The following is a 24,683-nucleotide window of genomic DNA, read 5'->3' on the forward strand; positions in this document are numbered from 1 at the left end:
CGTCTTCGTTGCCGTGGCGCCCTCACGCCGTTTTGAGGAGGTGGGAGGCAGGCCGCCGCGCGGGTGCACGCCACGGCGGCCTTGGTGGTTGGGAGCTTGCGACTACCCTCGGCGTCACTTGCCGATCTTGACGACGGCCTTGGAAACCCCTTCGATCTTGCCGTCGAGGAAGTCCTGCACCTCTTCGAGCTCCAGCTCGTGGCTGATCAGGCCGCCGATGTTCATCTTGCCGGCGGAGACCAGCGAAATGGCGTCGCGGAAGGTCAGCGGGTTGATGAAGGAGCCCTGGATGGTGAGCTGCTTCTTGTAGATGTCGTAGGTGTTCATCTCGAAGTGGGCTTCCTGCGGGCCGACGCCGAACATCAGCACCTGGGCGCCCTTCTTGGCCGCGGCGACCGCCTGGGCCTGGGTGGTGGGCAGGCCGACCGCCTCGACGATGACATCGTAGGAGTCCGCCGGAATCTGCTCGCGGGTGGTGTTGTACGTTTCGGTGACGCCGAAGAGTTCCTTGTTGCGCTGCAGCTTCTCGTCGAAGATGCCGGCGAGGTCGACCTGATGCACGCCGTAGGCCTGCAGCAGCTGGGCGAAGATCTGCCCCATGAAGCCGTCGCCGATGACCAGCGCCTTCTGGTACGGGCGCAGCTTGAGCAGGTCGAGGCCGTGCACCGCGCAGGAGACCGGTTCGATGGCGGCCGCGTCGCGCAGGGAGACGTTATCGGGCAGCTTGTAGACCACGGTGGCGGGAGCGGTGAACTGTTCGGCCAGGCCGCCGTCGCGGGTGACGCCGACCGCGCTCAGGTGGTCGCACAGTTCCGGACGCTGGGTCAGGCAGAACTCGCACTGGCCGCAGTAGATATTCGGATCGACGGCCACGCGGTCGCCGACCTTGACGTTGGTGACTTCGGAACCGACGGCGGCGACGACGCCAGAGTTCTCGTGGCCGAGCACGATCGGAGGAACGGCGGCGGCGGAGCCGGGGCGACCCGCGTACAGGTCGTGATCCGTGCCGCACACGCCCGCGTATGCGGTGTTGATCAGCACCTCGTTCGGCAGAATTTCGGGGGTGGCCAGATCCTGGATTTCGAATTCCTTCACACCGGTAAGCACCAGAGCCTTCATGATCGTTCCTTTCATCGGCGAAAGCGTTCCGCGACTTGCGGATAAACGTTTGTGTTGTCCAGCAGTTCGTTCTGCTTGATGACTACAGCATACATTCTTTCATTATGTTTTGCAAATCTGTTTTCTTAAAGTGTTTGTTATAAAGGTTTTCACGGCGCGTCGCGCGGAACATGCCGGACGCGACGGTCATCGAGGAACGATTGCGCCACCTACAATGAGAGGTATGCAAAATCCACCGCTGCACCGTTACGCCACGAGACCAGGCCTGTACTTCACCGATGATGGCGGCGCCGACGCCATCGTCCGCTCCGAAACCGCCGATCAGGTATGGTTCTGCGTGCTGGAACCGGTCGATCAACCCAGCGCCTTCTACAGCGAGGCGATCAGACTGTTCCCCAACACCTCCATCCCCCTCATCAAACAGATCAGCGAATTCAAGGTCTGCACCCGCATCATCGAATCGACCTACGTGCGCGAGACCCTGTTCAAAATGGAAGGCCCGAATTACGGCCTATGGTCCGTGCACATCCCCAAAGCGTGGGACGGCATGCGCTACGGCTACCGCGTGGACGGCGCATGGGACCCCTCACGCGGCGTGAGGTTCAACCCCTACAAACTGCTGCTGGACCCGTATGGAAAAGGCATCGACGGCACCATGCAGCTCGACCCGGCCGCCTTCGCCTACCAGTGCAAGCTGGAGGACGGCAAGATCGTCGGCGACCCGTTCGGCAAGATGAGCACCATCGACTCGCTGGGCAGAATGCCCGTCTCCGTGGCCATCGACGACCGCGCCACCACCAAACTCGACAGCGAAAGCGTGCATCCCCACGTCCCGTGGAGCAAAACCGTCATCTACGAACTGCACGTCAAAGGCTTCACCGCCAACGCCCCCTGGCTTCCCGAGGAACTACGCGGCACCTACGCGGGCCTCGCGCACCCCACCACACTGGCGTACCTGCAAGGGCTCGGCGTGACCTCCATCGAGCTGCTGCCCATCCAGGCGAGCCAGCCCGAAGTCTTCCTCCAGGAACGCGGCAAGCGCAACTATTGGGGCTATTCCACACTCAGCTACTTCTCCCCCGAGGCCTCGTACGCCACCAAGGCGGCCCAGGAGGCCGGCGCCAACGCCGTACGCCAGGAAGTCATCGACATGGTGCAGGCCCTGCACGACGCGGGCTTCGAAGTGCTGATGGACGTGGTATACAACCACACCTGCGAAGGCGGCTCGGCGGGCCCCAGCATCTGCTGGCGCGGCCTCGACAACCTCTCCTACTACCGCAGGCAGAAGAACAACATCGCCTACCTGGAAGACACCACCGGCTGCGGCAACACACTCGACTTCACCAACACGCATGTGACGACCTTCGCCGTCGACTCGCTCAGATACTGGGCCAAGCGCATCGGCATCGACGGATTCCGCTTCGACCTCGCGCCCAGCATCGCCCGCCTGGACGGCGAATTCACGCGCTACCACCCGTTCCTGTACGCCCTGCGCTCCGATCTGCTGCTCGGCAACCTCAAGATCATCATGGAACCGTGGGATCTGGGCAACCAAGGGTGGCGCACCGGCCAGTTCGGCATCCCGTTCGCGGAATGGAACGACCGTTTCCGCGACACCTCGCGCACGTTCTGGCTCGCCGAAGCCGACCAGCAGCAGGGCAACACCGTCGGTATGCAGGAGATGGCCACGCGCCTGTGCGGTTCGGCCGACCTGTTCGCCACCGACCCCGGCCGCGGCGCCACCGCCTCCGTGAACTTCGTCGCATGCCATGACGGCTTCACCCTCAACGATCTGACCATGTACTCGCATAAGCACAACGAGGCCAACGGCGAGAACAACCATGACGGTTCGAACGTGAACCGGTCGAACAACTTCGGCGTCGAAGGGCCGAGCGACGACCCCGTCATCCTCTCGAAGCGCGAACGCGCCGCACAGAACCTGCTCGGCATGGTGCTGCTTTCGCTGGGCACACCGATGATCCTCGCCGGTGACGAATTCGGCAACAGCCAGAACGGCAACAACAACGCCTATTGCCAAGACAACGACATCACCTGGCTGAAATGGGATTGGCTGTACCACAGCACCAAAACGCCGGAAATGCTCCGCTTGGAATCCGTGTCCCGCCTGATTTCCATCCGCAAGTCGCTCGACCTCTACCATCATGAGGATTTCTTCACCAGGCTCAGCCAGATCGGCCTATTGAAGCCGTCGAGCCGTGTGCAGTGGTTCCTGCCGGACGGCACGACGCCGATGGAGCAGGACTGGTTCGACAAGAGCATCCGAAGCTTCGCCATGCGACTGCTTTCGCTCAACGAGCTCGACGTGATCCTGCTGGTGAACGGCGAATGCCGCGACAAGGAATTCCATCTGCCCGCCGACACCGAATGGCAGCCGCTCTGGTGTTCCGCCGAAACCACGGGCGCCTACCCCGGCCACGGCACCGAAGTGGAGAAACTGGATCTCACCAATGAGGATTCCATTTGGACCCATTTCGTGCCGAAGGACACCCGCATCGGCAAAGTCATCCAGGAAGTGCAGGCGGAACAGGACGACCCAGAGCGGCGCCCCGCGGTCAAGCCGTGGCCGCAGGAGGATGAGATGCCGGAAACCGTCACCCTGCCGGGGTTGACGGCCAAAACGCGTATCTACCGCGTGCTGGCGCACAGCGAGGCCCAGCAGCGTGTGGCACAGGCCCGTCAGCGCGTATTGCGTGGGCTTCGCACGCAGCCCGCTCCCGATCAGCATCGCGCGCAAGGCGCCAACAACGTGCAGCCCGGCTCACAGCCGAACGCACAGTCCAACGTGCAATCCGGTACGCAGCCCGATGCACAGCCGAACGTGCAGTCGAACGTCTGGACGGTGCCGTCCATGAGCATCACCATCATGCGCCAGACCGCACTCGGCTGACCGACACACAAAGCCGCCGAAAACGAGGAAACCCCTCGAAGGACGAACCTTCGAGGGGTTTCCAGCAGTAAGCGAAAATCAACGCTTGGAGAACTGCGGTGCACGACGTGCCTTGTGCAGACCGGCCTTCTTGCGCTCCACGACACGAGCGTCGCGGGTCAGGAAGCCAGCCTTCTTCAGGGTGGCGCGGTTGGCATCGCGGTCGATGGCGTTCAGGGCGCGAGCCACGCCGAGACGGATGGCGCCGGCCTGGCCGGTGGTGCCGCCGCCGTCAACGAGGACGATCGCGTCGAACTTGCCTTCGAGCTTGAGCAGGACGATCGGGGAGTTCACCTCACGCTGCAGCAGCTTGGAGGGGAAGTACTCCTCCAGGGTGCGGCCGTTGATGGTCCACTTGCCGGAACCCGGCACGAGGCGCACGCGAGCGACGGCTTCCTTACGACGACCGGTGCCGTAGCCCGGCTCGATCGCGGAAGTACCGGTGCCAGCACCTGCGTTGGTTTCGGTGGTGTAGCTGGTGAGCTCCTCTTCGGTTTCCTGAACCGCGGAGTTGTTGGTGTTTTCAGCCATGTTCTCTATCTCCCTTCGGTTCACTTAGCCTGCTGAGAAACCTGAGCGATCTCAAAGACCTGCGGCTTCTGCGGGGTGTGCGGGTGCTCTTCGCCGGCGAAGACGTGCAGACGACCAAGCTGCACCTTGGCGAGCTTGTTCTTCGGCAGCATGCCCTTGACGGCACTGGTGATGATGCGCTCCGGGTTGTTGGCGAGCAGCTGCGCGTAGGTGTCACGACGCAGGCCACCCGGACGACCGGAGTGCTTGTACAGTTCCTTGCCCAGCTTGTTGCCGGTCAGCGCCACCTTGGCGGCGTTGATCACGATGACGTGATTGCCGGAATCAGCGTGCGGAGCGTAAGTCGGCTTGTTCTTGCCGCGCAGAAGGGTTGCAACCTGAGTCGAGAGACGGCCCAGCACCACGTCGGTGGCGTCAACGATGTACCACTCATGGCTCAGATCGGCGGGCTTCGGAGTGAAAGTCTTCACTGTTCTACCTTTTCTAGTATTGTGTTCCGGGCTTCGGCGTTCCCAGCACGCTTGGTTAGGGCGTTACTGCGGAAACCTCCACCTCATTATCCGTGGGCTCCCTGAAAGTCCTCGATTGCGAGTGGGAATGCGCTTTGAAGGACCCCTTAGGGAAACACAACAGCTCACAAGTATATCGCGAGGCTTGACATACGGCCGACACACTGCGATACGAAAAAATCGCGCATGCAACCGGCCTGAAACAGGCTACGGAATGCATGCGCGATTCCTTATGAGAACCGCCTTTTCCGGCGTTCGCGCGGACTACTGCTCGTTGCGCATGATGGCCGCGAGACGCTGCACATCACTGCGATCGAACATGTCGTCCAGCAGCACCACTTCGCCCTTGCCGTCGGCGAGCGGAATACGCCAGTTCGGATACTCGTTGTTGGTGCCCGGCTGGTTCTGCGTGCGCTTCTCCCCGACTGCGTCGGTGATCGAAGCGGCGAGCAGCTTGCACGGCGAATCGTTGAGCGCACGGTACTGGGCCGCGATGATGTCGGCCTCATGGGTCTCGCGGTCAGTGGCCTCTTCCTCGTTGATGTAGCCGTTGCCGAGCAGCATCGAAATCATGGCGTCCTGCTCGGCCATGGCGGAACGTTCGAAGTCCTCCGCCGGGCCTTCCAACAGGCCGAGGCGCTCGCGCAGCTTGACATGCTCCAGCTCAAGGTAACCGGCTGCCGGCGGCAGGTCGTGCGTGTTGACCGAGGCCAGCGCGTATTCGCGCCAATCGGCCGGCGCACGGAACTTGCCGTCGAACTGCTCGAACCATTCCACCGCGCAGCCCAGCAGGCCGTGGGAGGACAGGGAGCTTGCCACGTATTCGGGGACCACGCCGAGATCCTCGCCGACCACCACGCCGTCGGCGCGGGAGGCTTCAAGCGCGAGAACGCCCAGCATGATGTCGGAATCGTAATGCACGTAGGCGCCGTCGTTGGCCTTGTGGCCGGACGGGATCCACCACAGGCGGAACAGGCCGAGGATGTGGTCGATGCGCACGGCGCCGGCATGGGTGAACATGTTGTGCACCATGTCGCGGTATGCCTTGTAACCGGTACGATCCAGGGCGATCGGGTTCAGCGGCGGCTGGCTCCAATCCTGGCCCTGCTGGTTGAACATGTCCGGCGGTGCGCCGACGGTCGCGCCCTTGGCGAAACGCTCCGGGTACCACCAGGCTTCGGAGCCGAGCGGGTGGACGCCGACGGCCATATCGGCCATCACGCCGATGCGCATGCCGGCCTCGCGCGCGCTCTTCTGCGCACGGTCGAGCTGCTCGGTGGCGATCCATTCCAGCCAACGGTAGAAGTTCAGCGTGTCGGGGAACTGCTCGCGCAGGGCGTTCACTTCCGGGGACTGCTTGTTGAAGCGCTGGGTCCAATTGTCGGGCGTGCCTTCGGCGGCACCCCACTTGTCATAGCACAGGCACCAGGTGGCGTAGGCTTCGAGATCCTCGCCGGTCTTCTCGCAGAAGGCGGCGAATTCACGCTGGCGTTCGGAGGTGCGGCCGGCCTTGAAGATGATCCACAGCGCCTGCATCTTCGCATGCCACATGGCGTTGCGATCGACGATTTCGGCCTGATTGTTGAGCGGTTCGACGGAGGCGAACAGTTCGCGGATCTCGGAGAGGCTTTCCGCGCCGAGCAGCTTGTATTCCTCGACCGCTTCCGGACGGATGTAGGTGAAGTTCACCAGACTGCGGGAAATCGGCAGGTACGGGGACGGGGTCAGCGGGGACACCGGTTCGGCCGCGTGCACCGGGTTGATCAGCGTGAAGTCGGCGCCGGTCTTGCGCTTGGCGTCCTTGAGCAGGTTGGCGAGGTCCACGAAATCGCCGACGCCCCAAGACTTGGCGGAACGCAGCGAATACAGCTGGGCCATCCAGCCCCACAGGTGACCCTGCTTCATCTCGTCGAGCAGTTCCACCTTGGCGGGGGCGCTGATCAGCGTGGCGTCCTCGGTGCGGTCGCCGACGGTGACGTGCAACGTATGGTAGCCTTCCGGCAGGTCGGCCGGAATGACAACGGATGCAGTAACGACGAACTGATCGTTCACCAGGTAGGCGGCGGAACCGTCGCCCGCATCGGGAAGGATCGCGCCCTGGTACTCCTGGCCGTTCTCCAACGTGATGGTGGCGCTGGGGATGTCGGTCATGCCGACGTTGACCAGCACATGGCTTTCGGAGCCCACGTTATGCAGGACGGTGTACGGCACCAGACGGCCGTGACGTTCGTCCAGAATCTGCCTGATCGACTGCTTGATAACGGCGTCATTTGAGGCATCGATGCCCAAAGCCCCCAACACCGCCACCAGGACATCATCTTCGATCTCGTGGTAGTCATGGCTCATGCCGACATAGCTGGTAGAGATGCCAGCCAACTTTGCCAATTGAATCAGCGGACGCGCTAAGCGCTCTTCGCTTTCGGTTCTCTCGCTCATAGTCACTTAGTGTAACGGCTTAGCTGAGACATATCGAGCTATTTTTCACGTTCCCTGCGGCGTTTTTCCACCGCATGGCGCACTTCGAGCGACGGATCGGCCTCCAATTTCGCTAACGTTTGCAAAGAAACGTTGGGATTCAGCGCCACAGCGCGACGCACCATCGACGACAACACCTTCGGCGCGTCGGGCTCAAGTTCCGTACCCAATGTCGCAAGGAAGTCCAAAATCTGGGCATCGCTATCCGGACTCTGCGCCCCTTCGAGCCTCATCTTCCATGATGTCCGCTTGTTACGCAGCGCCGCATCGCGCACTTCCTGCTCCGGATCCTTGGTCAACCGGCCCACCAGCCAGTTCTTGTCGTCCGTATTGCCGGCCACGGCCTTACGCACCGAGGCCTCCGGATCCTTGGCGAGCTTGACCAGCACATTCGGGAACGGCATCGTCTCGGCCAGGAACACGCGATCCTCCAGAGGCGTGTTCGGATTGCCGCCCACGGCTTCAAGCAATGCCGTGGCTCGGGAGAACGCCGCCTGATCGTCACGGTCGGGCAGCGGACGGCGCGCGAACTCGGACAGTTCGGCGGAATCGGTGCTGTGGCGCAGACGTTCGTAGGTGACGGTCAACGGCTCGAAACCCTTGTCGTTCCCGGTATTCCCGGCACTCTCGGTGTTCTCGGTGTTTTCGATGCCTTCGGCATTCTCGGCGTTTTCGGTGCTCTTGGTGCTCTTGGTGCTCTCTTCGTCGGTCATGGTTCACCAGTGTAGCCCAGAGGTGGCGGCGTTCAGCGGGAGGCGATGGCCCTGTTCACCGTGTCGATGGGTTCGGGGGCGATGGTGGCGTTGAAGGTTTCACGCACGCGCTCTTCGAAAACCGCCGTATTGTTCAACGGCAGCGTGGCCGTCAATGTGACGTCGGCGGCGTAGGTCTCATCGGACTGCACGCCGTCGACGGAGGCGAGCAGCTGCTGGAAGCGGGCCAGCTGCGGGTAGTCCAAGGTGACGAGATAGCGCCGGCAGGGCACGATGTCCACGCCTTTCGCGGCTTTGACCGCGATGGACGCGCCCGTGGAATAGGCGCGGATCAGACCGCCGGACCCCAGCAGGATACCGCCGAAATACCTGGTGACGGCGACCACGCAATCCGTAAGATCGTTGGCACGCAGCACGTCGAGGATCGGCTTGCCCGCCGTGCCGGACGGCTCGCCGTCATCGCTCATGCGTTCCGACACACGGCCGTCCGAACCACCCACCACGGCGGCGTACGCCACATGACGGGCCTTCGGATGCTGGTCGCGGATCGTGGCGACGAAGGCGAGCGCCTCATCCAGACTGTCGATATGCGCCGCATCGCCTATGAATTCGGATTTCTTCTCCACGAAGGCGTCATGCGCCGGCTTGCCTGCCGGGTCGAGAATGGTACGCATACGGGTTGTTCTTTCCTGTCTATCGTGCTTGTCTGATGTCTGCCTGATTCGTTCGCCGGGTCCGTTCGCCAGGATTGTTCGTCATGCCCGTTCACGCACGCCACCGGGCCGTGTGCCGCGTCACTCGTGCACGACGACGTTGAATTCGTCTCCGGTGAGGAAGGCGCGCACGCATTCGACCATCTGACGGGTGAGTTCCTTGAACGCGCCGTCGGTGCGCCAGCCGACATGCGGGGTGAGCACGATGCCGGGGATCCGGCAGATCGCGTCGTCGGATTTCAGCGGCTCATGGTCGAACACGTCGAGGCCGGCGGGGATGTCGCCGCGCTGCAGTCGCGCGAGCAGTGCACCGGGTTCGATGACCTCACTGCGGGCCGTGTTGATGAACAGCGTGCCCGGGCGCAGATGCTCCAGGTTTTCCGCGGTGATGATGCCGCGCGTCGCGCCGTCGATCAGCGGCAGGTGCACGGAGACGATGTCGCTGGATTCGATGAGCTCGTCCATGCTTTCCACTGGGGTGGCGCCGCAACGGTCGAACAGTTCGGCGGGCACATGCGAATTCCAGGCACTGACTTCCATGCCGAACGCCTTGCCGATCGAGGCGACGGTCGAACCGATGCCGCCCAATCCGATGATGCCGAGACGACGACCGGCCAATTGCAGGCCGTCACCGCCCTTCCACGCCCAGTTGCCTTCCTTGACGTCACGGTCGAGCTCGCCGATATGGCGGATCAGTTCGAACATGAGCGCGAAGGCGTGTTCGGCGACGGCATGATCGCCGTAATGTTCGGCGTTGCACACGCGCACGCCGAATTCGCGTGCCAGATCGAGGTCCACATAGCTCGCCACACCGGTGCCGCAGAACACGATGCACTTGACATGGCCTTCCGCCTCGCCCTTCGGGCCGTGACCGGTGATGCGGCGCAGCAGGTCGTCGCTGATATGGTAGCCGCCGACCAGCAGCACGTCCGCGTCGTGCAGGCGCTCCGCGATCGTGTCCTCGTCGGAGGTGAACTCCTCGTACATACGTACGCGCGCGACATCCTGCAGTCGCGGGAACTGGGAACGGATGGGCTCGACCATGGAGTCGAGCAGGGACGGCATTACCACCAATGGCAGGTCGGTACGTTCGGCCTGCGTCTCATACACTTGCGTCATACTCGACAGATTAGGAGCATCGGGCGTCATTCGCTCGTCTGAGCCGACTGCTGATCGCTCTGCTGTTTGGCCTGCTGCTTGGCCTGCAACTCCGCGGTGAGATTCCATTCATGCACCACATTGGTGTCGGCGCCCAAGCTGTAAATCACGTTCGAGATGCGTTGCCGCTGGGTCTCGTCCTCGCTTTCGCTCCAACACGTCCCGTCCGGATGGTCGGAGGAGATCGGGCACCACCGGTACTCCCCCTGCCTCATGTTCGCGGTCGGCAGCCAGTCGATGCGGCTCACGCGCCACGATCCAGCCACGCCCTTCTTGCCCGCGAACTGGACGCGGGCCGTCACGCCCTGGTTGTTCGTCTCGTTGCCGGGAATGTACGACGTGACCGTCACCGCATTGCCCAAACCGTAGATGATCCATGTGTTGTTGTACTTCTCGATCGGCTGCGCGCAATGGCACCCGGCACCGTAGATCACGTCGAACGCGCCGGTATCCGCCAGCTCATGCGCCTCGGAAACCTGCCATGTATCAGCGTAATCGAGATACTCCTGCACGGAATGCATGGCGATGGCCACCACGTCGGCACCCTGTTCGCGTGCCTTCTTCGCCTTGGTGACGGCCTTCTGGATATCGCTTTCATGATTCGGATCGCCGCTTTCGCGCAGACGGTCGACCTGCCAATCCTGATCGGCGGTCATGCCGTTAAGCGACACGGTTCCGGTGATCAGGCCAAGCTTGCCGCCGCCGGTCGGCGAATCGATGACCAACGGTTTGAGCGAATCCTCTTCGGTCTTGTATGAACCAGTCTGGGCGATGCCGTCCGCCTCCAGCGTGTCCCACAGACGTGCGATACCGTCCGCGCCCTGATCCCACGAATGGTTGGTGGCATGCGTGCACGCCTGATAGCCGACGTTCTTGGCGGCATCCGCGACTTCGGGTGGAATGTTGAAGATCGGGTATGCGCTGTACGGGCCGCCGCGCTGGGCGATGGGCGTCTCAAACTCGCATACGGCGATGTCGGACGCCTGGATGTACTTCTTCATCGGTTCGAACAGCGGATCGAAGTTGAAGGCCGTGCCATCGGTGGCGGAAGTGTTCGCCCCGGCGAAATGCTCCCACAGCCCCTCATGGAACAGCAGATCGCCGTTGACCAGCATGGAAATGCAATCCGTATCCGGGCAGTCGGGCGAATTGCCGTGATGCTCCTTGACGGTTTCGACGGTTCTCTTGCCGGAGTCGGTCGACTTGGTCGATTTGGACGCGCTCGCGGAACTCGCGGTGCGCGTGGATTGCCCGTTGCCGGATTTCAGCATGCTCCACACGCCGACGGCGAGCGCCACGATCAGCCCCAACGCCACGATGCCCGCGACGATCACCGGCACCGGCGAACGCTTCGCCGCGTGTTGGCCGTGATAGTATTCCCCGCTGTTCTGGTTCATCGCTTCTCTTCTCTCGTTCTCTGCTTCTCCTATTGAAATAGGGTATCCGAGTTCAATGGACAACTCGCCCTCCCGCCCGGCGTAACGACCGTATGGCGGTCTTCGGAAAAACTTTTCTTCTTTTTGCCGCATATCGGCGGGTTGACATCTTGGGGTGGTGTAAAGTACTGTGATGTTGCGTCGTAATGACGCAATGGAGTGATGCCTGAGTGGCCGAAAGGGGCACCCTGCTAAGGTGTTAGCTGCGTAAGCGGCTCGGGGGTTCGAATCCCCCTCACTCCGCGGGTTGGGCTTCCGAAGCGATTCGGAAGCCTTTTTCGTATTCGGATCGCCGTCGATTCGCACGCCGACCTCACCTCGAACATCTGTTCGACAATCCCGCGTGAAGCTCGTACCATGGTCGTATGAGCACTGCACCGAGACTGGCGGCGGCCAAACGCGACTGGGGCCATGATGAGACCGGCTGCACCGTGCTGCATATCGACATGGACGCTTTCTACGCATCGTTGGAGGTGGCGCGGCACCCGGAGTTGCGGGGCAAGCCGGTCGTGATCGGCATCGGCCCGCGATCGGTGGTGTCGGCGGCGAGTTACGAAGCGCGACGGTATGGCATCAATTCGGCCATGCCTTCGGCGCGGGCGAGGCAATTATGCCCTTCCGCCGTGTTCCTGCCGGTGGATATGACGTATTACCGCGGGGTGTCGCGGGCGATCATGCATGACGTGTTCCATGCCGTCACCGATCAGGTGGAACAGGTTTCGGTGGATGAGGGGTATATGGACGTTTCCGGCGCATTGCTGCGCTGGGGAAAGCCCAGCACGATCGGCGCGTGGATCAGGCGTGAGGTGGAAAGCAGGTTCCACGTGACCTGTTCGGTGGGCATCGCGGCCAACAAGCTGGTGGCGAAAATCGCATCCACAAACGCCAAACCCAACGGCATGCTGCTCATCCCGAAGGCACGGTCGGCGGAATTCGTGCAGATGATGCCGTTGCGCAGCATTCCCGGCATCGGACCGAGTCTCGAACGGCATCTGACGGCGTGGGGCGTCATGTCGGTGGCCGACCTGGCCCAGCTTGACGAGGCGCAACTCACTCAAGCCACCGGATCGCCCGCCGGCGCCCACCACCTGTGGATGGCGTCGCACGGCTTGGACGATCGCGCCGTCACGCCCACGCATGTGGAGAAATCCATCGGATCCGAGGAGACGCTGCTGAAAGACACCACGGATGGCACGATCGCCTGCCGGCAGTTGCGCCTGTCCTGCGATGACGTCGCACGTTCGCTACGCGCCCGCGGTTTTCTGGCACGCACGGTGACCGTGAAACTGCGGTTCGCCGATCTGAGCTATCGCACCCGGTCCCGCACCCTCGACCGCCCTGTGGACGCGGCGAGCGCCCTCTACCCTGTGTGCGTCGAACTGTTGCACGCCATGCTCGGCATGCCGCACAGCACCGACGCGGCCGAACTCCCCCGCCAAGTCCGGCTGGTGGGTGTGAGCGTCAGCGGTTTGAGCAAGGCGGCTTCCACCGCCGTGCAGCCCTCACTGGACGATGTGCTGGAGGAAACCGGCCGCGCCGACGAAAGCACCGCATCGCACAGGCTGCGTACCGCGGAAGCCGCGTTGGATGCGGTGCGCAGCAAATACGGCGACAAGGCGGCAAGCTTCGGCATCTGACGGCGTGACGCCGCCAGCGGGAGCGGCGATGGGACGAACATCCGGGCAGACGGTACACTGTAACGCAGGAAAAGCGCACATCGACGATGGAAGGTTTTGCTATGGCGCAAGTGGAATATCCGGATCTGGTGATCGTGGGGGCGGGCCTGTTCGGCCTGACCGTGGCCCAGCAGGCCGTGGAGCACCTGGGCGTGAGGGTCGAGATCATCGACGTGCGCGACCACATCGGCGGCAACGCGTACAGCTACATGGACGAGGAGACCGGCGCCGAGATCCACAAGTACGGCGCCCACCTGTTCCACACCTCCAACAAGCGCGTGTGGGACTACGTCAACCGCTTCACGTCCTTCACCCCCTACGTGCACCGCGTGTACGCCACGCACGACGGCGAGGTCTACCCCCTGCCGATCAACCTCGGCACCATCAACCAGTTCTTCCACGCGCGCTACACGCCCGACGAGGCCAGGGCGCTCGTCGAGAGCCAGGCCGGCGAGCTGGCCGGCACCGACCCGCAGAACCTCAACGACAAGGGCATCTCGCTGATCGGCCGCCCGCTGTACGAGGCGTTCATCAAGAACTACACGGGCAAGCAGTGGCAGACCGACCCGAAGGACCTGCCCGCGGGCATCATCAACCGCCTGCCGGTGCGTTTCAACTACGACAACCGCTACTTCAGGGACACGTGGGAGGGCCTGCCCGCGGACGGCTACACCGCCTGGATGGAGCGCATGATCGACGACCCGCGCATCCACGTGACCCTGAAGACCGACTTCTTCGACGAGTCCCAGCCGTTCAACAAAAAGGCGCTGGCCGAGGCGGGCGTGCCGGTCGTGTACACCGGCCCCGTGGACCGCTACTTCGGCTACTCGCTCGGCGAGCTCAAGTGGCGCACCGTGGACTTCAGGGAGGTGCGCTACGACGAGGGCGACCACTTCGGCTGCCCGGTGATGAACTTCTCCGACGCGGACGTGCCCTACACCCGCGCCATCGAGTTCAAGAACTTCAACCCGGAGCGCAGGGACTCCCAGAACCCGGACAGGACCGTGGTGTGGGAGGAGTACAGCCGTTTCGCCGAGCGCGGCGACGAGCCGTACTACCCGATCAACACCGAGGCCGACAAGGCGCTGTACGCGAAATACGAGGAGCTGGCCAAGGCCGAGCCGAACACCGTGTTCGGCGGGCGTCTGGGCACGTACAAGTACTACGACATGCACAACGTGATCGACACCGCGCTGACCGCGTACGAGGAGCAGGTCGCACCGCTGCTCAAGAAGTGATATAGCGCATCCCGCAGGCGCGGGAATTTGTGAGGATTCGACGGAAACTCCCGTTTTTTCGCCCTCTCCGGACGAAAAAACGGGAGTTTTCTCATGCCTTGTGGTTACGGTAGAACATATGTCACAATCTCGTAGCGCAAGCAGTGGTCGCAACACCCGCTCGTCGGGACGAAGCGCCGGTTCCACGAGGGCGAACGGAGCCCGTCGTTCGAACAACGGCACCAGGCCACGGAAGAACGCGACAACCAATTCGCCCGCCGCACGCCATTATCGCGGCGGCAACCATCGCACCAACGGCCGGGGCCCGAAGCTGAAGGGCCGCCGCAAGCATCTTATTCTCAAGTGGGTGCTCGGCCTGATCGGAGCCGGTCTTCTGGCCGGCATCGGCCTGTTCGCCTACCTGTACATCACCACGGAGATCCCGCAGCCCGAAAAGGTCGCCATGGCGGAGAACACCACCGTGTATTACAACGACGGCGTCACGGAACTGGGTACCTTCTCCCAGCAGAACCGCACCATCATCCAGTGCAACGCCCTGCCGAAATACATAGGAAACGCCATCGTCGCCTCCGAGAACCGCACCTTCTACCAGGACAACGGCATCGATATCAAGGGCATCGCCCGCGCGCTCATCAACAATCTGACCAAGGGCACGCGCCAAGGCGGTTCCACCATCACCCAACAGTACGCCGAACGCTATTATCTGGGCGAAACCACCAGCTACAAGGGCAAGATCCGTGAGGCCATCCTCGCGTTGAAGATCGCGCAGACGCAGGACAAGGATGAGGTGTTGTGCAACTACATGAACACCATCTACCTGGGCCGCGGCGCATACGGCATCCAGGCGGCGGCCAAGGCCTACTTCAACAAGAACGCCCAGGATCTGACCCTCAACGAGGCCGCCATGCTGGCCGGCATCATCCCCTCCCCCTCCAACTGGGACCCGGCGGTGAACCAGAAGAAGGCCGAATCGCGATTCAAGCGCGTCATCAACATCATGCATGAGGACGGCTATATCACCAGCAAGGAGGCGAAGGAGGCCCAACTTCCCGAAACCGTGCAGAACACGCAGCTGCAGGACGTCTACAAGGGCCCGAACGGCTACTTGCTGCAAATGGTGCGCGACGAGCTGGTGGATGCCAAGGCCTTCACCACGGAGGATCTGGACACCGGCGGCTACAAGATCGTCACCACCATCGACAAGGGCAAGCAGGATCTCATGCAGCAGGTCGTCAGCCCGTCCAACAACGGCATGGCCGGCGTGGTGCCGGACGGCATGCAGTTCGGCGCGATGAGCGCCAATCCGAAGGACGGGTCGATACTCGCCGTATACGCGGGTGACGATTATCTGACCAAGCAGTACAACAACGCCACGCAGGCGCAGTATGAGGTCGGCTCCACGATGAAGCCGTTCGCCCTGCTCGCCGCAGTGCAGGAGGGCGTCAGCCTCAACACCGTGTTCAACGGCAACTCCTACCGAACCTTCCCCGGCATCACCAACACCGTGAGCAACTTCGGCAACGCGAACTACGGTTACATCAACCTGTATCGCGCGACGGCAATGTCGTCGAACACCGTGTTCATGGATCTGCAGACCAAGCTCGGCACACAGAAAATCGCCGAAACCGCCCGAACCGCAGGCGTGGAGAGCACGTCGCTCGACGGTTCCGAGCCGTTCACCGTGCTCGGCAACAACGCGCTCACCGTGAAGGATATGACCGGCGCATACGCCACGCTCGCCAATCAGGGCGAGAAGCCGACGCTGCACATCGTGGCCAGCGTGAAGAGTTCCGCCGACAAGGACCTGTATATCGCACCCTCCACCACCGAGCGCGTGTTCCAAGCCAACGACGTGAACCTGGTGACCAAGGCGCTGACGGGCGTCGTGCAATACGGTACGTCGACCGAAGCGCAGAACACCGGCCATACCATCGCCGGCAAGTCCGGTACGTCGAACAACTCGTATGCGGCGAGCTTCTGCGGCTACACGCCTTCCGTGGTGTCGGTGTTCTCGATGTGGTACCCGGATGCGAACGGCAATCCGCAGGTGATCCCGTCATTCGGCAGCTGGAGCGGCGGTTCCGACTACCCGGTGCACCTGTTCACCCAGTACATGAAACAGGCGTTGGACGGCACCCCGAACGAGGCGTTCCCCACCGCCAAGGACAACGGTAAGGTCGGAGGCCCCGACGGCACGTGGGGAACCGGCTATTCAAGGACGTACTCGTACAACTACTACAACTACGGTACGCAGAACAACGGTACGACCGGCAACGGCGGTACGACCGATAGCACCACGAACGGCACGACCGGTGGCACCGATGCGAATGCTGGCACCCAGAGCACTCCCGGCACCACGAACAGCGGCGGTACGGGAGACTCCGGGAATACGGCAGGCGGAGGCGGCACCAGCAGCGGTGGTACCGGCGACACCGGTGGCACCGGTGACTCCGGAGGCGGCACCGCCAATTCCGGTGGAGGTACCGGAACCGAATAGTTCCAGCCTCATCGCTTGTTCGGCAGGTGGCCGATACGCTGAATAACGGCACGCCGAACAAGCAGGGAAAAGCCCGAACGCGCACCTTGCGTTCGGGCTTTTCCGTATCCGTTTGCCGCTGTTCTGGCGGCGCTTACGGTAGTACCGGGCCGCAGACTACGCAAAAGGTCCCGTATCCGTGGGAAACGGATGCGGGACCTTTTATGCGTTCACAGCGGCCGGATCGACCGGCCGGGCCGGAATCAGCGCTCGGAACGGTTGATGGCGGAGATGATGGCCTTCAGCGCGCTGGTGGTGATGGAGGAATCGATGCCGACACCCCAGATGATCTGGGATTCGGCGTCCTCACCGACCTGGCATTCCACGTAGGATGCGGCCATGGCATCGGTGCCGACGGACATGGTGTGTTCCGCGTAATCCATCACGGACGCTTCGATGCCGAAGTTCGACAGCGCGTTGAGGAACGCGGCGATCGGACCGTTGCCGATGCCGGAAACCTCACGTTCGCGCGGTTCGTCGCCGGGCTCGATGCCACGGTCAAGCACCTTGGCCTTGAGCACGGTGTCGGAGCCATCCTCGCCGGAGGAGACGGCGACCTTGAGGAGCTTGAGACGGCCCCACTGCTTCAGGGTCTCGTCCTTGCTGTCGCCGACCACGACACCGGCCGCGGTGGCGCCGGATTCCTCGACCGGCAGGTACTCGTCCTTGAAAAGACGCCAGATGTCCTCGTCCTTGACTTCCTTCTTGGTCTCATCGGCGAAGTTCTGCACGACCTTGTCGAATTCGACCTGCAGACGCTTCGGCAGATCAAGGTTGTGGTTCGTCTTGAGCAGGTAGGCCATACCACCCTTGCCGGACTGGGAGTTCACGCGGATGATCGCCTCGTAGGTACGGCCGATGTCCTTCGGATCGATCGGCAGGTACGGCACCAGCCACACGAACTTGTCGAGATCGGCGCCGGCGCGGTCGGCGGCCACCTGACGGGCCTCCAGACCCTTCTTGATGGCGTCCTGATGGGAACCGGAGAACGCGGTGAACACGAAGTTGCCCGCATACGGGTGACGCTCGGAGATCTTGATCTGGTTGCAGTACTCGACGGTCTTGCGGATCTCCGGAACGTTGGAGTAGTCGATCTGCGGATCGATGCCCTGGGTCAGGAAGTTCAGGCCGAGGGTGACCAGATCGACGTTACCGGTGCGTTCGCCGTTGCCCAGCAGGCAGCCTTCCACACGGTCGGCGCCGGCGAGCACGGCCAGCTCGGTGGCGGCCACGCCCATGCCCTCATCGTTGTGCGGGTGCAGGGACAGCACGATGGAGTCACGGTCGTTGAGGTTGTTGGAAACGTATTCGACCTCGTCCGCGAACACATTCGGGGTGGTCATTTCGACCGTGGCCGGCAGGTTGATGATCATCGGATGCTCGGGGGTCGGCTTGATCACGCTGGTCACGGCGTTGCAGACCTCGACGGCGTACTCTGGCTCGGTGCCGGTGAAGGACTCCGGGGAGTACTCGTAGTACAGGTCGATGCCTTCGGCTTCGCTTTCCAGGCTCTTGCACAGTTCGGCGGCGTCGATGGCCAGCTTCTTGATCTCTTCCTTGTTCTTGCGGAAAACGACCTCGCGCTGCAGCACGGAAACGGAATTGTAGAAGTGCACGATCGCACGCTTGGCGCCCTTCAGCGCCTCGTAGGTGCGGCGAATCAGATGCTCACGGCACTGGGTGAGCACGACGATGGTGACGTCGTCCGGGATGAGCTCGCGCTCGATCAGCATACGGATGAAGTCGAAATCGGTTTCGGAAGCCGACGGGAAGCCGACCTCGATCTCCTTGAAGCCCATCGACACGAGCAGGTTCCAGAAGCGCAGCTTGCGCTCGGAATCCATCGGGTTGACGAGGGCCTGGTTGCCGTCACGAAGATCGACGGAGCACCAACGCGGTGCACGCTGCAGTCGCTTGCCCGGCCACGTACGCTCCGGGTAATCAAACGGCACCTGCTTATCGTATGCGACGTACTTGGTGTACGGCATCTTGCTGGGCTTTTGCGGAGCTCCAATGAAACGCGCCGGAGGCAGCAGCGGGTCGTTGTTACCTCCGTTGGACGCCGCAGCCACAGCCGCGAGATCAAACACAGACGATTGATCCTGACCCATCACTCCTCCTTATCTTGGTTTTGCCGGATTACCCGGCCATCAGTTTGTTACGCGCATGTTACTTATGCGCTGCGGCCAATCCTAGCGGCTCCTCACCCCAATGCTTACCCGTGTTTCGTGATATGGCGGAATATCTTCACCAAGGTAAGGAATGGTGCGGGAACCGCCGCCGATTCCCGCACCGAATCGCCGCATATCGCGGCCCGTCAACCACTACAGTTGGTGATATGAATCTGCGTTTCCGCGACGACGGCAGCTTCCGCGTGCTGCAATTGGCCGACATCCAAGACGGCCCGAAGGTCAGTCCCGATACGATCCGGCTGATCGAGGCCGCGATCCGTGAGGCCGATCCCGATCTGATCGTACTCACCGGCGACCAGATCCGCGGTTACGACCCCGCCTACATCGACACGTTCCTGCGTCGCCGCGGCGAACGCCCCGGTGCCAGGCTGCGTGCGGTGACGAAGCTTGAAGCGCGATTGCAAGGCATCAAACAGCGCCTGCGCCGCGGAACCGACGCTGGTTCCGCAATCGACAGGCTACTGGAGGAGACCCGTGGCAAGGTGCGCGGCACCTTCGGTTCCTTCCTGAAACCGGTGACGGATGCGGGCATCCCCTTCGCCGCGACATACGGCAACCACGATTTCCAATGCGGCATTCTCGCCGACGAACAGGACGACATCTACCGTGAATTCCCCGGATGCCTGAACCCCTCCCCCGGTTCGTCGCAGCTCGCGCCGGAACCAGGCACTTTCGCACTGCCGATCGAATCCTCGGACGGGTCCGGGCGCATCGCCATGAGCGTGATGCTGCTGAATTCCGGCGATTATGCGGAGGATGGCGGCATCGGTGAAGCCGACGAAAGCGAAATCGGCGGTTCCGGCACTTCCGGCACCTCCGGCACCTCCGGCACCTCCGGCACCTCCAATGGTTCCATGGCGTCCTACATCGACTACACGGCCAACCCGCACGCTTGGGATCTGGCCGATTCGGACGGGTATGGCACGCCGACGCAGCAGGCCATCGACTGGCTGGGAACCGTGCAGCGCGAACTCGGCGCACGCAACGGCGACGGCGAACCCGTGCCGGCGATCGTGTTCCAGCACATCCCCCCGCAGGAATTCTACGATTGCCTGAAGGAAGTGCCCATGTGGACGCCGAACGCGGTGGAGGGCACGCGCGGGTATGCCGGGCGATGCTACACGCTGCGCACGGAGATCTGCCGGCCCGGGTCACGGCTGGGCGAAGGCATCGGCTGCCCGGACACGAACGCCGGCGAAGTGCATGCGATGAACGATGCCGGCGGCTATTTCGCACTGTACTGCGGGCATGATCACAAGAATTCCTTCGTCGCGCATGCGCATGATCTCGACCTCGGCTATTCGCCGACCTGCGGATTCGGCTGCTACGGCCCGAAATCACGGCTGCGCGGCATACGGTTCTTCGAATTCAACGAGCGCAATCCACGCGGATACGTCACGCGCGTACTGACTTGGGGCGAGCTGATCGGACGATACTCCAGCAATGAGGTGAGCGTGTTCTTCGGCGACCATTGCGCGACGGACCTGACCGGCATCCGCAACGAGCTGCGCCGCCCGCAGGTGTTCGCCCTGCTGACCGGCCTGCTGGGGTTCAGCGCGCTCACCATCATCCGCACGCTTTTCGGCGGCGGCCGGAGGCGCGGCGAAAAACGTCGATAAGAGCGGAAACAAGAAGTGCGCCCGTCGGCATAACCGGCGGGCGCACCCCGTTTCAGCATCTTCCGCGCTTTCGCATCCACCCGGATCAGTAGGTGAACGCCGGAACGATCGCCCCCTTGAAGTTCGTCTCGATCGCCTTCGCCACGCGCTTGGAATGGTACGCCTTGATGACCTTGGCGTACGCCGGGTCATCCTTCTTCGCCGTATTCGCGACGAGAATGTTGATATACGGCTTGAACGCCTCATCCGTCAGGGAGATCTTCGGCCGGTACAGCGCGGAATCGAGTTCCCTGCCGGCATCGATCACATAGTTGTCGTTGGTGATGCCGGCCGCGTAATCCGGCAGCAGATTGAGGATGGTCGCCGCATCATTGGGCTTGATCTTGACGCCGCTCGGATTCTCCGCAATGTCCTCCAGGCCCGGGTTCGCCTTCGTGCGGTCCTTGAGCTTGATGAGTCCGGCGGAATCCAGCACCTTGAGCGCACGACCGAAATTCGTGGCGTCCTCCGGGATCGCGATCTGGTCGCCGGGCTTGAAATCCTTCAGGCTCTTGTACTTGTCGGAGTACAGGTTGAGCTCGCAGATATACGTTTCGGCGATCGGCGTGAGCTTATAGTCGTTCTTGGCCTTCTCGTCGTTGAAGTACGCGTAATGCTGGAACGCGTTGAGGTCCACCTCGCCGTCGGAGACCACTTGGTTGAGTATCGCGCCGTCCCTGAAGGCCTTCGTCACGATGGTGATCCCCGCCTGCTGCGAGTCGAGTTCCTCCTGCACCGCATCCCATATGGGTTTCTGCGATTCGCCGGTGATGCCGACGGTCACGACGCGACTCGTGTTCTTCGCGGCCGACGCGGTGCGCACGATGTTGGTGCCGATGACCGCGGCCACAACGACCAGTACAGCGACCAGCGCGATGATGAGATTCCGTCTCGCCGCTCGGCGGGAACCTCGTATTGATGTTGCCATGATGTTTTGCTTTCTCTCTACGAATGGATTGATAGAAAACGCCCATCCGCACCCCTTCATCTGCGGATGGGCGTTATGCCGGCAGCCGGCCGATCAACAGCGACGGAAGCCACTGGCTTCTCGGACGGCTGCCGACTGAATGTCACCGCGTTCCGTGTGCCCCTTCACACGACTTCACGTGATCCCGCATGTTTCCGTGCAACGCAATGCAACGCAACACAACGCGGTTCGGATCAGCGCGAATCAACGCGGACCAGCAGGTCAGTGCACGAGAATCTCCGCCTCGCGCACAATGGCGTTCGCCTCCGCAACCTCATCGGTTTCGGCACCGGCATCGGCGCGCTCGCCGATCTGCTTGACCGCGGCCTGCAGAGCCTCGACCTTGTCGAGACGCTCCCAGGTGAAGTCGGAATCGTCGCGTCCGAAATGACCGTATGCGGCGGTCTTGTAGTAGATGGGACGTTCGAGATCCAGCTGATCGATGATGGACAGCAGTCGGAAGTCGAACACCTGCTCGACCGCCTGCTGGATGATCTGGCGCGGCACGGTCTGCGTACCGTAGGTTTCCACATCGATGGACACGGGAGCGCCCTTGCCGACGATGAATCCGAGCGTCACCTGCGCCTTGTGCGCAAGCCCGGCCGCCACGATGTTCTTGGCGGCCCAACGGGCGGCGTACGCTTCGGAACGGTCGGCCTTGTGCGGGTCCTTGCCGGAGAAGGCACCGCCGCCGTGCGAGCCGATGCCGCCGTACGTGTCCACCACGACCTTGCGGCCGGTGAGACCGGCGTCGGAGTGGGGGCCGCCCTGGATGAACGGCGTCCTGTTGATCACGATTGTGGCGTGCGAATAGTCAAGACCAAACTCGTCGAGCACGGGGACGAGCACCTCGTCATACACCCTGCGACGCACCTCGTCCAGCGGGATGTCCGGCCTGTGCTGCGTGGAGATCAGCACGGCTTCGAAACGCAGCGGCGTGGAGAGGTCCTCGTTGTAGGCGACGACCACTTCGGTTTTCCCGTCGGGGCGCAGCTGCTCGATCGTGCCGTCCTTACGAACCTGCGCGAGACGACGCGCCAGCTTGGTGGCGGCGACGTACGGCAGCGGGAGGTATTCCGGCGTCTCGTCGGTCGCATAACCGACGACCAGTCCCTGATCACCGACGAAGGTGTCATACAGGTGATCACGCTCCTCGGGCGTGTACGCGGTTTCCTGGCCGTAGTCGCCCAAATCGGAGGAGAAGTCGCGCGGCCACACGTTGTTGATGATGCCGGCGCCCTTGGGGTCCAGGCCGCTGTCGGCGTCGGTGTAGCCGATTTCGGCAATGGCCTGACGTGCGATTTCGCTGTGGTTGAGCGTGAACGGCGCGGAGATTTCACCTTCCAGCGCGATCAGCCCTTCCTTGACCACGGTTTCGACGGCCACACGCGAATCGGGGTCGCGGGCAAGGTAGGCGTCGACGATGGCGTCGGAGATCTTATCGGCGACCTTGTCGGGATGGCCTTCGGTCACGGATTCAGAAACGAGATAACGGGTCATGGGATACTCCTCAAAAAAAATGAAATTAGACGAATAAAATGAATGTGTTGAATGGTAATGGGTATGCGCAGCCGGCCTCCACCGCCGCCCGGCACCGCTTATGCGAACCGTTTTCCATACGAACGGCATGTGCGCACGGCGGCAAGGCGGCGAAGGAACGGCTACGCGGAAGGAACGGTTACTTCGCGGGCTTGGTGGCGATAATCGCCACATAATTGCCTTTGCCGTACCCAGCGATGGGGTCTTCGACGTGGTCATCCTGATAGGTCGCGTTCGCGAGCACCGTCTGCTTGAATTCAAGGTCGGTGAAACCGATACGCCGCAGCAGATCGATGTAGAACGTGGTCACATGCCAGTTCGGCTTGTACGTGGGTACGCCGCCTTGCGCGATATCGAAGAACGCGGTTCCCGACAGCAGGTCGGCGTACGGCGAGCGGTCGATATCGGGATGGTTCTGGATGGTGAACAGGATGATGCCCAACGGACTTTCCTTCGGCACGTCGGACAGAATCAGACGGCCTCCCGGTCGCAGCGCATCATAGTTCTTACGCAACGTGGTTTCCAGATCCTCATCGTCGATGAACCCATGGCTGGAACCGTTGTAATAGATCGTGTCGAATGACTGCGGTTCGTACGGGTAATCCTCGGCAATGCCATGCCAGACGTTGAATCCCTTGGATTGCAGAGCGGGAAGCAACGCGTCGGACGGTTCGATGATCTCGTCCACGCTGAACCCGTACCGTTCGCGCAGGGCCTCCTCGACATCCCCGGTTCCCGCCCCGATGGACAGGGTGCGGCCGGGAAGTCTGGTGGTCAACGCCGCCCAGATCAGGCGCAGCCTCGATTCGGTGACATTGGGACGTTCGGTGTAGTGACGTTCGAAACGCTGGTATTCAAAACCGTCATTGCTGCCGTCAGTGGTCATGATGATCCTTTGCATATGGAAGGCGGGGCCGCGGCGGACCAAGCCGATTTTGGGTATGGCTTCGCCCAGTACCGCGGCGATCCGCGAAAGAATATGGGAATTGGGCATAGTGCACGTATGCCCGGAAACGGGTGCGACCCGGGTGATGTGAGAACGGAAAATGGGAATGGGTCAGGCGCGCCGACTCAGCGAGCCGCGGGACCCTCGGCCATCATGGCCATCATGGAACCCATCATGCAACACATTCGGTTGATTCCTTCGGTGGAATACGTCATCATCATACGAGACATGTCGGTAGGCTCCTTTCTTATCGATTGCCTTCGGCTTCCGCCGAATCGGTATGGAACGACCGGACATCCAACATTCCGGTCTTATCGTGTGCGAAACCGG

Annotated in this window: 17 protein-coding genes and 1 tRNA gene; 6 read left to right on the top strand and 12 right to left on the bottom strand. The window is 62.2% G+C overall.

The window, feature by feature from the left end:
- Window positions 1-114 precede the first annotated feature (114 nt).
- Entirely contained in the window at window positions 115-1,119 is a 1,005-nt protein-coding gene (locus KIH75_RS00720; RefSeq protein ID WP_219054952.1) for a zinc-dependent alcohol dehydrogenase family protein, read from the bottom strand.
- 223 nt (window positions 1,120-1,342) lie between these two features.
- Here KIH75_RS00720 and glgX point away from each other — a divergent pair, with 223 nt between their 5' ends.
- Complete coding sequence (glgX, locus tag KIH75_RS00725; protein WP_219054951.1) at window positions 1,343-4,027, top strand: glycogen debranching protein GlgX; 2,685 nt, start codon at window positions 1,343-1,345, stop codon at window positions 4,025-4,027.
- Window positions 4,028-4,105: 78 nt separating this feature from the next.
- Here the strand turns inward: glgX and rpsI are convergent, their stop codons facing one another.
- The 7 genes from rpsI to KIH75_RS00760 form a co-directional block, all read right to left on the bottom strand.
- Window positions 4,106-4,597 (bottom strand): 30S ribosomal protein S9, encoded by a 492-nt coding sequence (gene rpsI / locus KIH75_RS00730; RefSeq protein ID WP_033522661.1) that lies wholly within the window; start codon window positions 4,595-4,597, stop codon window positions 4,106-4,108.
- A gap of 20 nt (window positions 4,598-4,617) precedes the next feature.
- The gene (gene rplM, locus KIH75_RS00735; RefSeq protein WP_033522659.1) at window positions 4,618-5,067 is read right to left on the bottom strand and encodes a 50S ribosomal protein L13; all 450 of its coding nucleotides are present in this window, start codon (window positions 5,065-5,067) and stop codon (window positions 4,618-4,620) included.
- 303 nt (window positions 5,068-5,370) lie between these two features.
- Window positions 5,371-7,542, bottom strand: coding sequence for a 4-alpha-glucanotransferase (gene malQ, locus KIH75_RS00740; protein WP_219054950.1), 2,172 nt, complete (start codon window positions 7,540-7,542; stop codon window positions 5,371-5,373).
- Window positions 7,543-7,580: 38 nt separating this feature from the next.
- Window positions 7,581-8,294 (bottom strand): AbrB family transcriptional regulator, encoded by a 714-nt coding sequence (locus tag KIH75_RS00745; RefSeq protein WP_219054949.1) that lies wholly within the window; start codon window positions 8,292-8,294, stop codon window positions 7,581-7,583.
- 32 nt (window positions 8,295-8,326) lie between these two features.
- A complete protein-coding gene (locus tag KIH75_RS00750; RefSeq protein WP_219054948.1) occupies window positions 8,327-8,968 on the bottom strand; it encodes an IMPACT family protein in 642 nt (213 codons plus the stop codon).
- Window positions 8,969-9,088: 120 nt separating this feature from the next.
- Window positions 9,089-10,126, bottom strand: a complete 1,038-nt coding sequence (locus KIH75_RS00755; protein WP_219054947.1) for a D-2-hydroxyacid dehydrogenase family protein — start codon at window positions 10,124-10,126, stop codon at window positions 9,089-9,091.
- Between the two features lie 26 nt (window positions 10,127-10,152).
- Window positions 10,153-11,562 carry a CapA family protein gene (locus tag KIH75_RS00760; protein WP_219054946.1) on the bottom strand — a complete coding sequence of 470 codons (1,410 nt, stop codon included), beginning with the start codon at window positions 11,560-11,562 and terminating at the stop codon, window positions 10,153-10,155.
- Between the two features lie 195 nt (window positions 11,563-11,757).
- Here KIH75_RS00760 and KIH75_RS00765 point away from each other — a divergent pair.
- The 4 genes from KIH75_RS00765 to KIH75_RS00780 all read left to right on the top strand — a co-directional run bounded on the left by KIH75_RS00765 (window position 11,758) and on the right by KIH75_RS00780 (window position 17,012).
- Window positions 11,758-11,844, top strand: a tRNA-Ser gene (locus KIH75_RS00765).
- A 122-nt stretch (window positions 11,845-11,966) separates the two neighbouring features.
- Window positions 11,967-13,238, top strand: coding sequence for a DNA polymerase IV (dinB, locus tag KIH75_RS00770; RefSeq protein ID WP_219054945.1), 1,272 nt, complete (start codon window positions 11,967-11,969; stop codon window positions 13,236-13,238).
- Window positions 13,239-13,339: 101 nt separating this feature from the next.
- On the top strand, window positions 13,340-14,515 hold the full coding sequence (gene glf / locus KIH75_RS00775; protein ID WP_219054944.1) for a UDP-galactopyranose mutase: 1,176 nt from the start codon (window positions 13,340-13,342) through the stop codon (window positions 14,513-14,515).
- A 118-nt stretch (window positions 14,516-14,633) separates the two neighbouring features.
- Entirely contained in the window at window positions 14,634-17,012 is a 2,379-nt protein-coding gene (locus tag KIH75_RS00780) for a transglycosylase domain-containing protein (RefSeq protein ID WP_219054943.1), read from the top strand.
- A gap of 242 nt (window positions 17,013-17,254) precedes the next feature.
- Here KIH75_RS00780 and leuA read toward each other — a convergent pair whose 3' ends face one another.
- Window positions 17,255-19,162, bottom strand: coding sequence for a 2-isopropylmalate synthase (leuA, locus tag KIH75_RS00785; RefSeq protein WP_219054942.1), 1,908 nt, complete (start codon window positions 19,160-19,162; stop codon window positions 17,255-17,257).
- 227 nt (window positions 19,163-19,389) lie between these two features.
- On the opposite strand from leuA, the gene KIH75_RS00790 reads away from it, so the two are divergent.
- On the top strand, window positions 19,390-20,862 hold the full coding sequence (locus KIH75_RS00790; protein ID WP_219054941.1) for a metallophosphoesterase family protein: 1,473 nt from the start codon (window positions 19,390-19,392) through the stop codon (window positions 20,860-20,862).
- A gap of 85 nt (window positions 20,863-20,947) precedes the next feature.
- Here KIH75_RS00790 and KIH75_RS00795 read toward each other — a convergent pair whose 3' ends face one another.
- The 3 genes from KIH75_RS00795 to KIH75_RS00805 form a co-directional block, all read right to left on the bottom strand.
- The gene (locus KIH75_RS00795) at window positions 20,948-21,829 is read right to left on the bottom strand and encodes a MetQ/NlpA family ABC transporter substrate-binding protein (RefSeq protein ID WP_219054940.1); all 882 of its coding nucleotides are present in this window, start codon (window positions 21,827-21,829) and stop codon (window positions 20,948-20,950) included.
- 261 nt (window positions 21,830-22,090) lie between these two features.
- Entirely contained in the window at window positions 22,091-23,368 is a 1,278-nt protein-coding gene (metK, locus tag KIH75_RS00800; protein WP_219054939.1) for a methionine adenosyltransferase, read from the bottom strand.
- Between the two features lie 178 nt (window positions 23,369-23,546).
- The gene (locus KIH75_RS00805) at window positions 23,547-24,293 is read right to left on the bottom strand and encodes a class I SAM-dependent methyltransferase (RefSeq protein ID WP_219054938.1); all 747 of its coding nucleotides are present in this window, start codon (window positions 24,291-24,293) and stop codon (window positions 23,547-23,549) included.
- Between the last annotated feature and the right edge of the window lie 390 nt (window positions 24,294-24,683).

It is taken from the genome of Bifidobacterium pongonis (assembly GCF_019331805.1).
Classification (GTDB): domain Bacteria; phylum Actinomycetota; class Actinomycetes; order Actinomycetales; family Bifidobacteriaceae; genus Bifidobacterium; species Bifidobacterium pongonis.

Excerpts from the sequence above, each read along its gene's own strand:
- KIH75_RS00750 (WP_219054948.1), bottom strand. The coding sequence starts at position 8,968 with ATGCGTACCATTCTCGACCCGGCAGGCAAGCCGGCGCATGACGCCTTC.
- KIH75_RS00790 (WP_219054941.1), top strand. The coding sequence starts at position 19,390 with ATGAATCTGCGTTTCCGCGACGACGGCAGCTTCCGCGTGCTGCAATTG.
- KIH75_RS00745 (WP_219054949.1), bottom strand. The coding sequence starts at position 8,294 with ATGACCGACGAAGAGAGCACCAAGAGCACCAAGAGCACCGAAAACGCC.
- KIH75_RS00755 (WP_219054947.1), bottom strand. The coding sequence starts at position 10,126 with ATGACGCAAGTGTATGAGACGCAGGCCGAACGTACCGACCTGCCATTG.
- KIH75_RS00795 (WP_219054940.1), bottom strand. The coding sequence starts at position 21,829 with ATGGCAACATCAATACGAGGTTCCCGCCGAGCGGCGAGACGGAATCTC.
- malQ (WP_219054950.1), bottom strand. The coding sequence starts at position 7,542 with ATGAGCGAGAGAACCGAAAGCGAAGAGCGCTTAGCGCGTCCGCTGATT.
- KIH75_RS00780 (WP_219054943.1), top strand. The coding sequence starts at position 14,634 with ATGTCACAATCTCGTAGCGCAAGCAGTGGTCGCAACACCCGCTCGTCG.
- KIH75_RS00805 (WP_219054938.1), bottom strand. The coding sequence starts at position 24,293 with ATGACCACTGACGGCAGCAATGACGGTTTTGAATACCAGCGTTTCGAA.
- leuA (WP_219054942.1), bottom strand. The coding sequence starts at position 19,162 with ATGGGTCAGGATCAATCGTCTGTGTTTGATCTCGCGGCTGTGGCTGCG.
- KIH75_RS00760 (WP_219054946.1), bottom strand. The coding sequence starts at position 11,562 with ATGAACCAGAACAGCGGGGAATACTATCACGGCCAACACGCGGCGAAG.
- glf (WP_219054944.1), top strand. The coding sequence starts at position 13,340 with ATGGCGCAAGTGGAATATCCGGATCTGGTGATCGTGGGGGCGGGCCTG.
- metK (WP_219054939.1), bottom strand. The coding sequence starts at position 23,368 with ATGACCCGTTATCTCGTTTCTGAATCCGTGACCGAAGGCCATCCCGAC.
- glgX (WP_219054951.1), top strand. The coding sequence starts at position 1,343 with ATGCAAAATCCACCGCTGCACCGTTACGCCACGAGACCAGGCCTGTAC.
- KIH75_RS00720 (WP_219054952.1), bottom strand. The coding sequence starts at position 1,119 with ATGAAGGCTCTGGTGCTTACCGGTGTGAAGGAATTCGAAATCCAGGAT.
- rpsI (WP_033522661.1), bottom strand. The coding sequence starts at position 4,597 with ATGGCTGAAAACACCAACAACTCCGCGGTTCAGGAAACCGAAGAGGAG.
- dinB (WP_219054945.1), top strand. The coding sequence starts at position 11,967 with ATGAGCACTGCACCGAGACTGGCGGCGGCCAAACGCGACTGGGGCCAT.